The 15,752-nt window shown below is 73.7% G+C and carries 12 protein-coding genes; 3 read left to right on the top strand and 9 right to left on the bottom strand.

What is annotated here, in order from left to right:
* The first annotated feature begins 24 nt into the window (after positions 1–24).
* Positions 25–513 carry a GNAT family N-acetyltransferase gene (locus ACFWIA_RS04405; RefSeq protein ID WP_387000263.1) on the top strand — a complete coding sequence of 163 codons (489 nt, stop codon included), beginning with the start codon at positions 25–27 and terminating at the stop codon, positions 511–513.
* A gap of 25 nt (positions 514–538) precedes the next feature.
* Here the strand turns inward: ACFWIA_RS04405 and ACFWIA_RS04400 are convergent, their stop codons facing one another.
* Positions 539–1,066: a DUF4240 domain-containing protein gene (locus ACFWIA_RS04400; RefSeq protein WP_387000477.1), complete on the bottom strand. Its 528-nt coding sequence runs from the start codon at positions 1,064–1,066 to the stop codon at positions 539–541.
* 132 nt (positions 1,067–1,198) lie between these two features.
* Between ACFWIA_RS04400 and ACFWIA_RS04395 the strand changes: the two genes are divergently transcribed.
* Entirely contained in the window at positions 1,199–2,200 is a 1,002-nt protein-coding gene (locus ACFWIA_RS04395) for an SDR family oxidoreductase (protein ID WP_387000261.1), read from the top strand.
* Here ACFWIA_RS04395 and ACFWIA_RS04390 read toward each other — a convergent pair.
* The 8 genes from ACFWIA_RS04390 to cobT form a co-directional block, all read right to left on the bottom strand.
* Positions 2,191–3,177: a helix-turn-helix transcriptional regulator gene (locus ACFWIA_RS04390; protein WP_387000260.1), complete on the bottom strand. Its 987-nt coding sequence runs from the start codon at positions 3,175–3,177 to the stop codon at positions 2,191–2,193. The genes ACFWIA_RS04395 and ACFWIA_RS04390 overlap by 10 nt on opposite strands.
* Before the next feature lie 195 nt (positions 3,178–3,372).
* A complete protein-coding gene (gene aceE, locus ACFWIA_RS04385; protein WP_387000258.1) occupies positions 3,373–6,078 on the bottom strand; it encodes a pyruvate dehydrogenase (acetyl-transferring), homodimeric type in 2,706 nt (901 codons plus the stop codon).
* A 304-nt stretch (positions 6,079–6,382) separates the two neighbouring features.
* Complete coding sequence (locus ACFWIA_RS04380) at positions 6,383–7,027, bottom strand: GntR family transcriptional regulator (RefSeq protein ID WP_387000256.1); 645 nt, start codon at positions 7,025–7,027, stop codon at positions 6,383–6,385.
* Positions 7,028–7,244: 217 nt separating this feature from the next.
* Positions 7,245–9,038 (bottom strand): 2-oxoglutarate dehydrogenase, E2 component, dihydrolipoamide succinyltransferase, encoded by a 1,794-nt coding sequence (sucB, locus tag ACFWIA_RS04375; RefSeq protein WP_387000254.1) that lies wholly within the window; start codon positions 9,036–9,038, stop codon positions 7,245–7,247.
* Positions 9,039–9,100: 62 nt separating this feature from the next.
* Positions 9,101–10,489: a dihydrolipoyl dehydrogenase gene (gene lpdA / locus ACFWIA_RS04370; protein WP_385485767.1), complete on the bottom strand. Its 1,389-nt coding sequence runs from the start codon at positions 10,487–10,489 to the stop codon at positions 9,101–9,103.
* Positions 10,490–10,745: 256 nt separating this feature from the next.
* Positions 10,746–12,302 carry a leucyl aminopeptidase gene (locus ACFWIA_RS04365; protein WP_387000252.1) on the bottom strand — a complete coding sequence of 519 codons (1,557 nt, stop codon included), beginning with the start codon at positions 12,300–12,302 and terminating at the stop codon, positions 10,746–10,748.
* A 205-nt stretch (positions 12,303–12,507) separates the two neighbouring features.
* Complete coding sequence (locus tag ACFWIA_RS04360) at positions 12,508–13,368, bottom strand: adenosylcobinamide-GDP ribazoletransferase (protein WP_387000250.1); 861 nt, start codon at positions 13,366–13,368, stop codon at positions 12,508–12,510.
* Between the two features lie 18 nt (positions 13,369–13,386).
* Entirely contained in the window at positions 13,387–14,571 is a 1,185-nt protein-coding gene (gene cobT / locus ACFWIA_RS04355; protein WP_387000248.1) for a nicotinate-nucleotide--dimethylbenzimidazole phosphoribosyltransferase, read from the bottom strand.
* Positions 14,572–14,770: 199 nt separating this feature from the next.
* On the opposite strand from cobT, the gene ACFWIA_RS04350 reads away from it, so the two are divergent.
* Entirely contained in the window at positions 14,771–15,751 is a 981-nt protein-coding gene (locus ACFWIA_RS04350) for a class I SAM-dependent methyltransferase (RefSeq protein WP_387000246.1), read from the top strand.
* Position 15,752 lies beyond the last annotated feature (1 nt).

Raw genomic sequence — 15,752 nt, 5'->3', positions numbered from 1 at the left:
CGGGTGCCCCCTAGGCTGGGCCACATGCCCGATCTGGAGATACGCCCCGCCCGCCAGGAGGACGACGCGGCCCTGGCCCGGCTCGACCGGGACACCTGGTCGCCCCAGCACGCGGTGACCCCGTCCGCGCCCGCCCCGGACGAGCCCTTCTTCAGCGACCGGACCCACCCGGAGGACCACCTGGTGGCCGTGCGGGCGGGCGAGGTGGTGGGCTACGTCCGACTCGGCTTCCCGACGCCGCTGCCCACCAACGCCCATGTGCGGCAGATCCAGGGCCTGGCCGTCGCCGGGTCCGCCCGGGGCACGGGAGCGGGGCGCGCCCTGGTCCGCGCCGCGGTCGAGGAGGCCGGGCGGCGCGGCGCCCGTCGGCTCACCCTGCGGGTCCTCGCCCACAACGCGCCCGCCCGTGCGCTGTACGAGTCCGAGGGCTTCACCGTCGACGGCGTGCAGCCGCAGGAGTTCTTCGTCGGGGGCGAGTACGTCGACGACGTCTTCATGGGCCGCTTCCTCTGAGCCGCCCCGGGCGCCGGCCGGACGATCACACCTCGGACTGGCCGAAGCGGTCCCACAGCCGGGGGTAGTAGCGGGCGAGCACCGCATCGTCCTCGAAGTCCATGGGCGTGCCCTCGGGCTCCGGGGGAGGCGCCGGCAGCCCCAGCTCGGGCGGGGCGATGCCGGTCAGCCGCTCGTACGCCTCGTCCGCCGCGTACCCCAGCTCCTCCGCGTCCCCGTCCACCTCCGGGTCGAAGTCGTCGAGCAGCCCCGCCAGGTCGTCGGGGTCGTGCAGGGCGCCCTCGAACACCTCCCGGCCCTGGCCGATCAGCCAGCAGCGGAAGAAGTCGAAGGCGTCGTCGCTGACCCCGTCCAGCAGCACCCAAGCGGCCCCCCACAGGTCCCAGCGGTAGGCCCGGTGGAAACGGGCCTCGAAGTGCCGGGAGAAGTCGAGTACGGACTCCGGGTCGCGCTGGAGCAGCCGTTCGACCAGCACGTCCGCCTGCTCGTCGGGGTCGTCCCCGGCGGCCTCGCGCGAGCCGTCGATCAGCTCCCAGAACTCCGTCTCGTCCATCACGGGACCAGCATCTGCCCTGGGCCCGCCCGCCGCACGCCGAGTCGGGGTCCGTACCCCCGTTCCGGCCGCGTCCCGGCGCGTCCGGAAAGACCGACAGGGGTTGTCCGGATTCCTCGTCAGCATCGGGGCATGACCGATGTGACGGCGCACGACGCCACCAGCACCCCCGCCCCCACCTCCTCCCCGGCCCGGACCCCGTCCGGCCCGGCGCCCCTGCACGGCCGGGTCGCCCTGGTCGCCGGAGCCACCCGGGGCGCCGGACGGGCCATCGCGGTGGAACTCGGCCGCGCCGGCGCCACCGTGTACGTGACCGGCCGCACCACCCGTGAACGGGTCAGCGAACTGGGACGCCCCGGGGAGACCATCGAGGGCACCGCGGAGCTCGTGGACGCGGCGGCCGGCGCCGCGGGCTCCGGCGGCACCGGCATCGCCGTGCCCACCGACCACCTGGAGGTCGACCGGGTACGGGCCCTGCTCGCCCGGGTGGAACGCGCGCACGGACGGCTCGACGTCCTGGTCAACGACCTGTGGGGCGGCAACCCGCTGCTCGACTTCGACACCCGGATGTGGGACGTCGACCTCGACCGGGGGCTGCGGATGCTGGACCTCGGGGTCCGCAGCCACATCATCACCAGCAGCGTCGCCCTGCCGCTGCTCGTCCGGAACCCGGGCGGACTGCTCGTCGAGGTCACCGACGGCACCGCCCGGACCAACGGCGAGTTCCGGGAGAACTTCTACTACGACCTCGCCAAGAACGCCCCCCTGCGCATGGCGTACACCCTGGGCGTGGAGCTGGAGCACGTCGGCGGCACCGCCGTCGCCGTCACTCCCGGCTTCCTCCGCTCCGAGGAGATGCTCGACCACTTCGGCCTGACCGAGGCCACCTGGCGCGAGGGCGTCGACGGACAGCCCCACTGGGCGCTGTCCGAGTCCCCGACCTACCTCGGGCGCGGGGTCGCCGCCCTCGCCGCCGACCCTGGGCGCCACCGGTGGAACGGCCGCTCCCTCGACAGCGGACAGCTCGCCCGGGAGTACGGCCTCACCGACGCGGACGGGTCCCGCCCGGACGTCTGGGGCTTCCTGCTCGCCGAACGCGCCGGGCGGACCCCGGACCCCGTGGACTACCGGTAGTGGCGGGCGGCCCGTCGCGTCGCCTCGGCGAACCGCTCCCGTAGCCGTGGCGGCCCCAGGACCTCCGCCTCCGGGCCCAGCGCGAGGATCTGGGAGTACGCCACCTCCTCCGACTCCACGGGCACCGTGACCGTCACCCAGCCCTCCGCGTCCGGCTCGCCCGTCTCCGTCAGGGCCTCCTCGGCGGCGGCGGGCCCCACCGCGTGCCGCAACCGCCGCACGCCGTCCGCCGAGAGCCGCACCACCGCCGAGGCGTGCAGCAGCGCCCGGGTGAACTGCGCGGCCCGCTCCGCCCAGAACCCCGGCAGGTCGAACTCCGCGTCCCGGGCGAACCGCTCCTCCCGCGCGTCCACCGCGCTGAACCGGTCGATGCGGTACACCCGGTACGCACCGGTGTCCGCCCGGGCGCACAAGTACCAGACCCCGGCCTTGAGGACCAGGCCGTACGGCTCCAACAGCCGCTCCACCTCACCGGACCCGCTGCCGTGCCCGGCGCCCCGCCGGTAGCGGGCGGTGATCCTGCGGTCGTCCCACACCGCGTCCGCCACCGGGGCCAGCAGGGCCGGGGTCGACGGTTCGTGGAACCAGTTCGGGGCGTCCAGGTGGAACCGCTGGGCCGCGGTCCGGGACGCCCCGCGCAGCGAGGGCGTCAGCGCCGCCGAGACCTTCAGCCGGGCCGCCGACGCGGTGTCCTCCAGACCCATGTCGCGCAGGGCGCCCGGCACCCCGGACAGGAACAGCGCCTCCGCTTCGCCCCGGGCCAGCCCGGTCAGCCCCGTCCGGTAGCCGCCGACGAGCCGGTACCCGCCGGACCGCCCGCGGTCCGCGTACACCGGCACCCCCGCCTCGGACAACGCCTGGGCGTCCCGGGTCACGGTGCGCTCCGACACCCCCAACTCCCGTGCCAGCTCGGCCGCCGTCATCGACACCCGAGCCTGCAACAGCAACACCATCCTGATCAGCCGAGCAGCCCGCATCCCCCCATCATCCCCAACCCACCCGCGCCCCGAAGCCAGGGACGGGCCCCGTCAGGGGCGCGGGGAACCGCACGAGCAACCCACGACGACCCGCACCCGAACGCAAAACGCCCCGGGCCCCACCCGAAGGCAGGAACCGGGGCGAACACCCGAGGGCATGGGTGGGGCGGCGTCACCGCCACCCCACCCACGGGCTCACAGCCCGTACCGCTCGCGCGCCTCCTTGACGGAGGTCGCAGAAACCTCACCGCGCCGCGCCAACTGCGCCAACGCCGCCACGACGATCGACTCCGCGTCGACCCCGAAGTGGCGCCGCGCCGCGTCCCGCGTGTCGGAGAGCCCGAACCCGTCGGCCCCCAGCGAGGACCAGTCCTGCTCGACCCACTGGGCGATCTGGTCCGGCACCTGCCGCATGTAGTCGCTGACCGCGAGGACGGGCCCCTGCGCACCGGCGAGCGCCTTGCGCAGGTACGGCACCCGCTCCTCCCCGCGCAGCACCGCGGCGTCCGCCTCCAGCGCGTCCCGGCGCAGCTCCGTCCAGGAGGTGGCGGACCACACGTCGGCGCCGATGCCCCACTCCTCGGCGAGCACCCGCTGCGCCTTGAGCGCCCAGTGGATGGCCGTGCCGGAGCCGAGCAGCTGGATGCGCGACGCGTTCGCCGGCAGGGTCAGCCCCGCCGACTCCGCGGTGTTGAAGCGGTACAGCCCCTTGACGATGCCCTCGTCCACCCCGGCGGGCTTCGCGGGCTGCGGCATCGGCTCGTTGTAGACCGTGAGGTAGTAGAAGACGTCCTGGTCCTCGCCCTCGGCGGCCTCGCCGTACATCCGGCGCAGCCCCTCCTTGACCACCGCGGCGACCTCGTACGCGAACGCCGGGTCGTAGGAGAGGGCGGCCGGGTTGGTCGCGGCGATCACGGGCGAGTGGCCGTCGGCGTGCTGGAGGCCCTCACCGGTCAGCGTGGTCCGCCCGGCGGTCGCTCCCACCAGGAAGCCGCGGCCCAGCTGGTCGCCGAGCTGCCACATCTGGTCGGCGGTGCGCTGCCAACCGAACATCGAGTAGAAGATGTAGAACGGGATCATCGGCTCGCCGTGCGTCGCGTACGACGTGCTCGCGGCGATGAAGTCCGCCATCGACCCGGCCTCGGTGATCCCCTCGTTGAGGATCTGGCCGTCCTTGGCCTCGCGGTAGTACATCAGCTGGTCGCGGTCGACCGGCTCGTACGTCTGCCCCTTGGGGGAGTAGATGCCGAGCGAGGGGAACAGCGACTCCATGCCGAAGGTGCGGGCCTCGTCGGGGACGATCGGCACCCAGCGGCGGCCGGTCTCCTTGTCCCGGATGAGGTCCTTGACCAGCCGGACGAACGCCATGGTGGTGGCGACCGACTGGGTGCCGGAGCCCTTGTCGAAGGAGGCGAACGTCTTCTCGGCGGGCGCGGGCAGCGGGGCCAGCGGGTGCACCCGGCGGGCCGGGGCGGGACCGCCGAGCGCCGCGCGGCGCTCCTGGAGGTAGCGGACCTCGGGGGAGTCGGCGCCCGGGTGGCCGTAGGGCACCACGCCGTCGACGAAGTCGCCGTCCGAGATGGGCAGGCCCAGCAGGTCCCGCATGTTCTTGAACTCGTCCGTGGACAGCTTCTTCATCTGGTGGTTCGCGTTCTTGGACGCGAATCCCTCACCGAGCGTGAAGCCCTTCACGGTCTGCGCGAGGATCACCGTCGGCCCGTCCGTGTGGGAGAGGGCGGCCCGGTACGCGGCGTAGACCTTGCGGGGCTCGTGGCCGCCGCGCGAGAGGTGGAAACACTCAAGGATCTTGTCGTCGCTGACCAGCTTGGACAGCTCCGCCAGCGCCGGGTCCTTGCCGAAGAAGTCCTGGCGGATGTAGGCCGCGTCACGCGTCTGGTACGTCTGCACCTGGGCATCCGGTACCTCGCGCAGCCGCCGTACGAGGGCGCCCGTGGTGTCGAGCTGGAACAGCTCGTCCCAGGCGGTGCCCCACAGCGACTTGACGACGTTCCAGCCCGCCCCGCGGAACTGGGCCTCCAGCTCCTGCACGATCTTGAAGTTCGCGCGGACGGGGCCGTCGAGGCGCTGGAGGTTGCAGTTGATGACGAAGGTGAGGTTGTCCAGTCCCTCACGGGCGGCCAGCGCGAGGGCGGCCGTCGACTCGGGCTCGTCCATCTCGCCGTCACCGAGGAACGCCCACACGTGCGAGGCGGAGAGGTCCTTGATGCCGCGGTTGGTCAGGTACCGGTTGAACCGGGCCTGGTAGATCGCGGAGAGCGGGCCGAGGCCCATGGAGACGGTCGGGAACTCCCAGAGCCAGGGCAGCCGCCGCGGGTGCGGATAGGAGGGCAGGCCCTTGCCGCCGGCCTCCTGGCGGAAGTGGTCGAGGTGGTCCTCGGAGAGGCGTCCGTCGAGGAACGCACGGGCGTAGATGCCGGGGGAGGCGTGGCCCTGGATGTAGAGCTGGTCACCGGAGCCGGGCGCGTCCGCGGACTCCTTGCCCCGGAAGAAGTGGTTGAAGCCCGTCTCGTAGAGCCAGGCGGCCGACGCGAAGGTCGCGATGTGGCCGCCGACGCCGAGTTTGCTGCCGCGGGTCACCATGGCCGCCGCGTTCCAGCGGTTCCACGCGGTGATCCGGTTCTCCAGCTCCTGGTCGCCGTCGTGCTCGGGCTCCGCGGAGGTGGGGATGGTGTTGAGGTAGTCGGTTTCCAGGAGCTTCGGCAGCGCGAGACCGGCTCCCTCGGCCCGCTCCAGCGTGCGCCGCATCAGGTAGGCGGCGCGGTGCGGACCGGCTGCCTTGGTCACGGCGTCCAGGGAGGACTGCCACTCGGCGGTCTCCTCGGGGTCGCGGTCATGGAGCTGGTCCAGCTCGCTCGGCTGGATCACGGTGGGGTCGGTCATGTCGCCGCCTTCCGGAGTCGAAGGGGTTCCCTCATCGGTAGGGGTTCGGGTTGCCCTAGGTCTTGGCAGGACAGGGCGGGAGGGCTCTCGGTTGGAAGCCCAACGGGGACTGTAACCCGCTGATCGATGATCGATCAAAGGGCGGATCGGTAAAACCTCTCCAGCGGGGGAAAGTCGGCACCCAGTGCCTCCGCCTCAGGCATGCGGTGCCTGGTTTTCGCAGGTGAATGCGGGGGCTTCGCACGGATGAGCGAGCCTTGCCGCAGACTGAGCCAGTACGGCCGGTGCTGGGCGGAACCGGTGCTCACGGTCGGTGCAGCCCCGCGTCGGGCCGGGGCGCGCAGCCGAGGACGTGGGCCTTGACCAACTCGGCGATCGCCGGGTCACGCCGCTTGAAGGCGGCCACCAGCGTCTCGTGCTCCTCCGCGTAGGACTGCTGCACGGTGCCCAACCACCGGATGGACAGCGAGGTGAACACCTCGATGCCCAGCCCCTCCCAGGTGTGCAGCAGCACCGCGTTGCGGGCCGCCCGCACCAGCTCCCGGTGGAACGCCACGGTGTGCCGCACCTGCCCGGTCCCGTCGGCGTGCCGGTCCGCCTCGTACAGCGCCGCGACGTGCGGTTCCAACGCCGAGCAGTCGTCGGCGAGCCGCTCCGCCGCCAGCTCCGCGGCGATCGCCTCCAGGCCCGCCCGGACCGGATAGCTCTCCTCCAGGTCGGCGGCGGTCAGATTGCGCACCCGGACGCCCTTGTTGGGCGCCGACTCGATGAGCCGCAGCGATTCCAGCTCCCGCAGCGCCTCCCGTACCGGGGTCTGGCTGACCGCCAGCTCGGTGGCGATCCGCCGCTCGACGATCCGCTCACCCGGCTTCCAGCGCCCGCTGACGATCCCCTCCACGATGTGCTCGCGGATCTGTTCGCGCAGCGAGTGGACGACGGGCGCGGTCATGCGGGGCTCCTAGCTGCCGGGCGTCGTGGGGACCCCCAAAGGCATTGACCCATAGACAATACGGCCGCGCCCCCGTCCTGACGCGTCTCGGACGGGGGCGTTCCCGCAGGTGTGGTGAGCCTTACAGCCCCGGGCGCGGGTGCGGACCCGCCCCGAAAAGCCGGCGCCGCCCGTACGGGGGAAGGAAAGAACCCCTGTACGGGCGGCGCCGCATCGGTCACAGACCGAGTTCGACCTCGAACTCGCCGGCTTCCAGGATCGCCTTGACGGCGGTCAGGTACCGGGCGGCGTCGGCGCCGTCGACCAGGCGGTGGTCGTAGGACAGCGACAGGTACGTCATGTCCCGGACGCCGATCACGGTGCCCTCGGCGGTCTCGATGACCGCCGGGCGCTTGACCGTGGCGCCGATGCCCAGGATGGCGGCCTGGGTGGGCGGCACGATCACGGTGTCGAACAGCGCACCGCGCGAACCGGTGTTGCTGATCGTGAAGGTCGCGCCCGCGAGGTCGTCGGGACGGATCTTGTTGGTGCGCACGGCACCCGCCAGCTCCGCGGTCTTCTTGGAGATCCCGGCGATGTTGAGGTCGCCGGCGCCCTTGATGACCGGGGTCATCAGCCCCTTCTCGGAGTCCACGGCGATGCCGATGTTCTCCGTGTCGAAGTAGGTGATGGTCCCCTCGTCCTCGTTGATCCGGGCGTTGATGATCGGGTGCGCCTTGAGCGCCTGGGCCGCCGCCTTCACGTAGAAGGGCATCGGGGACAGCTTGACGCCCTCACGGGCGGCGAAGGCGTCCTTGGCCTGGGCGCGCAGCCGCATCAGACGGGTCACGTCGACCTCGACGACCGAGGTCAGCTGCGCCTGCGTCTGGAGCGCCTTCATCATGTTGTCGCCGATGAGCTTGCGCATCCGGGTCATCTTGACCGTCTGTCCGCGCAGCGGGGACACCTCAAGGGCCGGAGCCTTCTTGGCGGCGGCCGGAGCGGCCGGAGCGGCCGGAGCAGCCGCGGGGGCGGCGGCGACGGGCGCCGCTGCCTGCGCGGCGGCCTTCGCGGCCTCGGCGGCGGCGAGGACGTCCTGCTTGCGGATGCGTCCGCCGACGCCGGTGCCCTTGACGGCCGACAGGTCGACGCCGTTCTCGGAGGCGAGCTTGCGCACCAGCGGCGTGACGTAGGCACCGTCGTCCACGGGCTGCGCGGCGGCGGGCGCCGGAGCAGCGGCCGGGGCCTGCGGTGCCGGAGCCGCGGGGGCTACCGGAGCCGGGGCCGGGGCAGCCGCAGCCGGGGCGGGAGCCGGGGCCGGAGCGGCCGGCGCCACCGGGGCGGGCGCGGGGGCGGCGGGCGCCGGGGCGGGAGCCGCCGGAGCGGGCGCGGCGGCCGGAGCGGCACCGGCGGCACCGATCACGGCCAGCTTGGCGCCGACCTCAGCGGTCTCGTCCTCGCCGACCGTGATCTCCAGCAGCACGCCGGAGACGGGCGCCGGGATCTCGGTGTCGACCTTGTCGGTGGACACCTCCAGCAGCGGCTCGTCGGCGTCGACGCTGTCACCGACGGCCTTCAGCCAGCGGGTGACGGTGCCTTCGGTGACGGACTCGCCGAGCGCCGGGAGCACCACGTCGGTGCCCTCGGCCGCGCCCGCCGGAGCCGCGGGCGCGGCCGGAGCCGCGGGAGCCTCGGCGACGGGTGCCGCGACGGGGGCGGCGGGCTGCTCGGGCGCCGGGGCCGGTGCGGGGGCCTCGGCGGCGGCCGGGGCGGGAGCGGCAGCGGGGGCACCGCTGCCGTCGTCGATGACGGCGAGCTCGGCGCCGACCTCGACCGTCTCGTCCTCGGCGACCTTGATGGAGGCCAGAATGCCGGCGGCGGGGGAGGGGATCTCGGTGTCGACCTTGTCGGTGGACACCTCCAGCAGCGGCTCGTCGAGTTCGACGCGCTCGCCCTCGGCCTTCAGCCAGCGGGTGACAGTGCCCTCGGTGACGCTCTCACCGAGCGCCGGAAGGGATACGGAAACCGCCATGGTTTCGGTTGCTCCTTACGAAAGTGCGGAAGTCTGTGGTCGTCGCGCCCGGTGACCGGAAATCAGTCGTGGGAGTGGAGGGGCTTGCCCGCCAGCGCGAGGTGGGCCTCGCCGAGCGCTTCGTTCTGGGTCGGGTGGGCGTGGATGAGCTGGGCGACCTCGGCCGGCAGCGCCTCCCAGTTGTAGATCAGCTGGGCTTCGCCGACCTGCTCGCCCATCCGGTCGCCGACCATGTGGACGCCGACCACGGCACCGTCCTTGACCTGGACGAGCTTGATCTCGCCCGCGGTCTTCAGGATCTTGCTCTTGCCGTTGCCCGCCAGGTTGTACTTCAGGGCGACGACCTTGTCCGCGCCGTAGATCTCCTTGGCCTTGGCCTCGGTGATGCCCACGGAGGCGACCTCGGGGTGGCAGTAGGTGACCTTGGGCACGCCGTCGTAGTCGATCGGCACGGTCTTCAGACCGGCCAGCCGCTCCGCCACCAGGATGCCCTCGGCGAAGCCGACGTGCGCGAGCTGGAGGGTCGGGACCAGGTCGCCCACCGCCGAGACGGTCGGCACGTTGGTCTGCATGTACTCGTCGACCAGGACGTAGCCGCGGTCCGTCGCGACGCCCTGCTCCTCGTACCCGAGGCCCTGCGAGACGGGGCCGCGGCCGATCGCGACGAGCAGGACCTCGGCCTCGAAGACCTTGCCGTCGGCGAGGGTCACCCGGACGCCGTCCTGGGTGTACTCCGCCTTCTCGAAGAAGGTGCCGAGGTTGAACTTGATGCCCCGCTTGCGGAACGCGCGCTCCAGCAGCTTGGAGCTGTTCTCGTCCTCGACGGGCACGAGGTGCTTGAGGCCCTCGACGACCGTCACGTCGGTGCCGAAGGACTTCCACGCCGAGGCGAACTCGACGCCGATGACCCCGCCGCCGAGGATGATCGCGGACTCGGGCACCCGGTCCAGGGTCAGCGCGTGGTCCGAGGAGATGATCCGGTTGCCGTCGATCTCCAGGCCCGGCAGCGACTTCGGCACGGAGCCGGTCGCCAGCAGGACGTGGCGGCCCTGGACGTTCTGGCCGTTCACCTCCACCGAGGTCGGGGAGGACAGCCGTCCCGCGCCCTCGATGTACGTCACCTTGCGCGAGGCCACGAGACCCTGGAGGCCCTTGTAGAGGCCCGCGATGACGTCGTCCTTGTACTTGTGGACGGCCTTGATGTCGATGCCCTCGAAGGTGGCCCGGACACCGAACTGCTCGGCCTCCCGGGCCTGGTCCGCGATCTCACCGGCGTGGAGCAGGGCCTTCGTCGGGATGCAGCCGTTGTGCAGGCAGGTGCCGCCCAGCTTGTTCTTCTCGATCAGGGCGACGTCGAGACCCAGCTGAGCGCCACGCAGGGCCGCGGCGTAACCGCCGCTACCGCCGCCGAGGATCACTAGGTCGAAAACGGTGCTGGCGTCGTTCGCCACGTCACGTCCTCCATGCTTTGCGCCGCGTGCCGGACCCTGTTTCCGGGAGGGTGTCCGGCCGGTCGGCTGGTGTGGCCGCTCTTTCTACGGCCCTGTGGTGGGGGCCCTGTCCTGCCGACGCCCATCTTCGCACTAGTCGGGGGGTGTCGGGACGCCGGGCCACCGGGTGGTATGTCTCACACATCACCGTGGCCCCGGGCGAGGGGCCCGGGGCCACGGTGCTCAAGGGCCGCGCAGCGGGGTGGTGCGGGGTGCGTCAGCCCAGGTCACCGGCGGCGGTGCGCTCCGCGAGCCGGACCAGGGTGCGCACGCCCGAGCCGGTGCCGCCCTTGGGGGTGTAGCCGAAGGGGGCGCCCTCGTTGAAGGCCGGGCCCGCGATGTCGAGGTGGGCCCAGGTGATGCCCTCGCCGACGAACTCGCGCAGGAACAGCGCGGCGACCAGGCCGCCGCCCATCCGCTCGCCCATGTTCGCGATGTCGGCGGTGGGGGAGTCCATGCCCTTGCGCAGGTGCTCCGGCATCGGCATCGGCCAGGCGGCCTCGCCGGCCTCCTCGGCGGTCTCGTGGATCGAGGCGCGGAACGCGTCGTCGTTGGCGTTGATCCCGAAGGTGCGGTTGCCCAGCGCCACCATCATCGCGCCGGTCAGCGTGGCCACGTCGACGATCGCGTCGGGCTCCTCCTCGGAGGCCTTGGCGAGCGCGTCGGCGAGGACCAGCCGGCCCTCGGCGTCGGTGTTCAGCACCTCGACGGTCTTGCCGGAGTACATCCGCAGCACGTCGCCGGGGCGGGTCGCGGAGCCGGACGGCATGTTCTCGGCGAGCGCCAGCCACCCGGTCACGTTGACCGCGAGACCGAGCCGCGCCACCGCGACGACCGAGGCGAACACGGCGGCGGCGCCGGCCATGTCGCACTTCATGGTCTCGTTGTGGCCCGCGGGCTTCAGCGAGATGCCGCCCGAGTCGTACGTGATGCCCTTGCCGATGTACGCCAGGTGCTTCTCGGCGTCCGGGTGGGTGTAGCTCAGCTTCACCAGGCGGGGCCCGGCGGCGGAACCGGCGCCGACGCCGAGGATGCCGCCGTAGCCGCCCTTGGTCAGCGCCTTCTCGTCCAGCACCTGGACCTTGATCCCGTGCTCCTTGGCGGCAGCCGTGGCGACCGCCGCGAACGCCTCCGGGTCGAGGTCGTTGGGCGGCGTGTTCACCAGGTCGCGGGCGCGGTTCAGCTCCTCGGTGACGGCGAGGGCGCGGGCGACGGCGGCCTTGTGCGCCTTGTCGCGGGGCTTGGCCCCGAGGACGGCGATCTCGGCGAGCGGGGCCTTGCCCTTGCTCGCGTTCTTGTTGCCGCGCCCGGTCTCCTTGTACGCGTCGAAGGCGTAGGCGCCCAGCAGCGCACCCTCGGCGATGGCCCCGACGGCCTCCGCGTCGGCGATCGGCAGCGCGAAGGCGGCCTTCTTGGCCCCGGTCAGGGCACGGGCGGCGGTTCCGGCGGCGGTCCGCAGCACCTCGTCGGTGTAGTCGGCGGCGGTGGTGGTGTCGTCGCCGTCGGCCGGGGCGCCGGGCACCGCGCCGAGTCCGACCGCCAGCACCAGCGGCGCCTTGAGCCCGGTGGGGGACGGCAGCTTGCTCACCTCGCCCTCGCCGCCCGAGGCGCCGAGCGTCTCCAGGAGGGCGGCGAGCTTGCCGTCGAACGCCTGGTCGACGGCCTCGGCGCCCGGGGCGAGCACGGGGCCCTTGGTGCCCTTGGCGACGCCGACGACGATCGCGTCGGCACGCAGGCCGGACGCCGCGGCGGTGCTGAGAGTGAGAGCAGTCACGGTGGTGGGATCTCGCTTCCTGGGAGTTCCATGGCCTGAGCCGCAGGGAGTGGGTGGCTCGACCGGCTCCGTACCCGACGCTTGTGGATCGGGCCGGCAGAGTGCCAGTGAGGAGCCTACGCTCCGTGACACCGGTGCCGTCCACCGGTGGGGACGCCGTGGCGCCCGGACCCGTCGCCCGGCAGGCACCGGGGTGCGCCGGGTGTCACCCGCCCAGCGTCAGCACGACCAGGGCGGCGGTGGCGGCGGTTTCGGCCACTCCTCCGAACACGTCTCCGGTGACCCCGCCGAAGCGCCGCACGCAGCGCCGCAGCAGCAGCTCGGCGACCCCGCACCCCACCAGGACCGCAGCGGCGCCGCGCACCGCCCCGGACGGCCCCCACAGCGCACCGGCCGCCACGGCCGCGACCGCGGTGACGAGCACCAGCGCGGGCAGCGCCGCCTGGCGCAGGGGCACGGTCCCGGCGACGGCGGCGCCCAGCCCACCGGGGCGCGCCGCCGGTACGCCGCGCCGTGCGGTGAGGGTCAGCGCGAGTCGTGCGGTGACCCCCGCGACGACCGCCCCGACCGCCCCGGCGGCCCAGGAACCGGCGTACAGCTGGGCGAGGGCCGCGATCTGCGCGAGCACCACCAGCACCAGGGTGACGACCCCGAACGGGCCGATGTCCGACTGCTTCATGATCCGCAGCGCGTCCGCCGCGGGCTTGCCGCTGCCGAGTCCGTCGGCCACGTCCGCCAGTCCGTCCAGGTGCAGCCCGCGGGTGAGCACGGCGCCCACGGCGACGCTCGCGACGGCGGCGAGGGCCGGCCCCGCACCGCCGAGCCACAACAGTCCCGCCAGGGCCGCCGCGCACCCTCCGACGACGAGCCCGGTGACCGGTGCCCACACCATTCCGGAGCGGGCCGCCTCCCGGTCCCAACGGGTCACCCGCACCGGCAGCACGGTGAGCGTGCCGAAGGCGAACCTGGCCCCCGCCCACCCCCGCCCGCCGGGCCCGCCCGGGGCGGGGGCGTCCGCGCCGTCCGCGCCGTCTGGGGGGTGTCGTTCCTCGTCCGACGCTGCCATGTCGGGCACGCTATCCGGTCAGCCCGCCGCGCTCTGCCCGGCCGCCGCGTCCCGCTCGGACGACTCGCCCCGGTCGGCCGATCCGTCCGTCCCCGTCTCCTGCTCCGCCTCCTGATCGGTCTCCTGCTCCTGCTCCGGCTTCTGTTCGGGCTCCGGCTCGGGCGTCAGCGCCAGGTCCGCCGAGAGGGCCGCCGCGGCCTGCACCAGCGGCAACGCCAACAGCGCCCCGGTGCCCTGACCGATCCGGACGCCCTGGGTCAGCAGCGGCTCGATCGCCATCCGGTCCAGCGCTTTGGCCTGCGCCGGCTCCCCGGAGTCGTGCCCGGCGATCCACCAGTCCGGCGCCCGGAACGCGACCCGCTGCGCGACCAGTGCGCAGGCCGCGGACACCACCCCGTCCAGGATGACCGGCGTCTTGCGCACCGCGCACTGCAACAGGAATCCCGTGATGGCCGCGAAGTCCGCTCCGCCCGCCGTGGCGAGCAGCTTCAACTGGTCGCCGAGGGCCGGCCGGGCCCGCCGCAGGGCGTCCCGCACGGCGGCGCACTTGCGCATCCACGCCAGATCGTCGATCGGCACCTCGCCCCGCCCGGTCACCACCGAGGCGTCCACCCCGCACAGCGCCGCGATCAGCGTCGCCGCCGCCGTGGTCCCGCCCACGCTCATGTCCCCGAGCACCACCAGATCGGTGCCCGAGTCGACCTCCTCGTCGGCGAGGGCCATCCCCGCCCGGAAAGCGGCCTCGGCCTCCTGAGCCGTCAGCGCGTCCTCCACGTCGATCCGCCCCGACCCGCGCCGCACCCGGAACCGCACCACGTCCTCGGGCAGCACGTCCGGCTCGCAGTCCAGCCCCACGTCCACCACGCGCACCGGCACCCCCGAGCGGCGGGCGAGGATCGCCACCGGGCTGGCCCCGTCGAGGACGCCGCGCACCAACGCGTGCGCGGTGCCCGCCTCCCGGGAGGACACGTCGAGCTCGGCGACCCCGTGATCGGCCGCGAACAACACCACCTTCGGCCGCTCCACCGGGCGGACCGGTACGGACGCCTGAGCCGACGACAACCAGGTGCCCAACTCGTCCAGCCGGCCCAGCGCCCCGGGCGGCAGGTCCTGCCGCTCCCGGCGCTCCTCGGCGGCGTTGCGCAACCCGCCGTCGGGGCGCTCGATCAGGTCGGTGAAGTCGTCGAGATTCAGGGAGCTCATTCGCGGAACAGTACCGTCAGCGGTCCTCCGGCCGGTGCCCTCACCCCGCCCCGACGGCCGGTTCCGGCACGCTCCGTGGACGGCGTCCGGCCCCCGGCCGTCGTGCCCGGCGCCTGGGTCCCCCCTCCGTGGCGCCACGTGACGCACCGGCCCCGCCCTGTCGTTGAACCGGCCCCCTTCATCCCCTACGTTCCGCTTTGTGCCTCCCCAGCAAGCGAGCGCCGCCGAACCCGCCGCGATCGGCCCGCGCCCCCTACCGCCCGCCGCCCCCGGTACCGCCACCCGGCCCGCGTGCCCCTGGTGCGGCGCCACGTCCCTGCGCACCAAGGTCCGCGCCACCCTCGTACCGGGCTCCCCCGTGGAGCAGTGCCGCGACTGCGCCCACGTCTTCCGCGGCCCGAACCCGACCCCGGACGCGACCCCCGCGGACGAACACTGCGCCCGCCCCGCCGCGCGCAGTGACCGGGCGCACCGCGCCGCCGCCCGCGCCCTGCTCCCGTTCGGCGAACCGGAGAGCTGGCTGGACGTCGGTACCGGCACGGCCCGCTTCCCCGCCGCCGCCCGGAGCGTCCACCCGTACACCGCGTTCGACGGCGTCGACGGCGGCTACGGTGTCGGCGCCAGCACCGACGGTGCGCGCGCCCTCGCCGACGGCCTGCTCGACGAGGTCCACCGCGGCACCCTCGTCGACCTCGCCCCGCACCTCGCGGGCCGGTACGACGTCCTGAGCATGTTCCGCCACCTCGAACGCGTTCCCGATCCGCGCGCCGAACTCCGGGCCGGCCACCGGGCCCTGCGCCCCGGCGGCCACCTCCTGGTCGAGGGCTCCGACCCGCTGAGCCGGTCCGCCGTCCTCCTCGGCCGCTGGTGGGCCCCCTACCACCGGCCCGGCACCCGGCACCTGATCCCGGAGGCCAACCTCCGCCGGGAGCTGCGCGCCCTCGGCTACACCGTGGTCCTCGTCGACCGCCGCGCCGCGCACCAGAGCGCCGGCCCCGGAGCCGCCGTCACCCTGCTGCTAAGCCGACGGCGGCCCGCCGCCGGCGCCCCGTCCGGTGCCGCGCGCACCCTGCTCGCCCTCGGCCGGGCCCTCGACCGGGTGCTCGCCCCGGTCGCCGCCCGCACCCGGTACACCAACTCCTACCGGGTGATCGCCCGCCGGGACGCCGCCCCCGGGTAGG

The organism is Streptomyces sp. NPDC127068, from assembly GCF_042724695.1.
Taxonomy (GTDB): Bacteria; Actinomycetota; Actinomycetes; order Streptomycetales; family Streptomycetaceae; genus Streptomyces.
Note: the sequence above shows the minus strand (reverse complement) of the source record. Positions and strands in the feature narration are given on the sequence as shown.

Bases quoted from the DNA above. Each gene is read 5' to 3' on its own strand.
- cobT (WP_387000248.1), bottom strand. From the start codon at position 14,571: ATGAGCTCCCTGAATCTCGACGACTTCACCGACCTGATCGAGCGCCCC.
- ACFWIA_RS04395 (WP_387000261.1), top strand. From the start codon at position 1,199: ATGACCGATGTGACGGCGCACGACGCCACCAGCACCCCCGCCCCCACC.
- sucB (WP_387000254.1), bottom strand. From the start codon at position 9,038: ATGGCGGTTTCCGTATCCCTTCCGGCGCTCGGTGAGAGCGTCACCGAG.
- aceE (WP_387000258.1), bottom strand. From the start codon at position 6,078: ATGACCGACCCCACCGTGATCCAGCCGAGCGAGCTGGACCAGCTCCAT.
- ACFWIA_RS04380 (WP_387000256.1), bottom strand. From the start codon at position 7,027: ATGACCGCGCCCGTCGTCCACTCGCTGCGCGAACAGATCCGCGAGCAC.
- ACFWIA_RS04390 (WP_387000260.1), bottom strand. From the start codon at position 3,177: ATGCGGGCTGCTCGGCTGATCAGGATGGTGTTGCTGTTGCAGGCTCGG.
- ACFWIA_RS04405 (WP_387000263.1), top strand. From the start codon at position 25: ATGCCCGATCTGGAGATACGCCCCGCCCGCCAGGAGGACGACGCGGCC.
- ACFWIA_RS04360 (WP_387000250.1), bottom strand. From the start codon at position 13,368: ATGGCAGCGTCGGACGAGGAACGACACCCCCCAGACGGCGCGGACGGC.
- ACFWIA_RS04400 (WP_387000477.1), bottom strand. From the start codon at position 1,066: ATGGACGAGACGGAGTTCTGGGAGCTGATCGACGGCTCGCGCGAGGCC.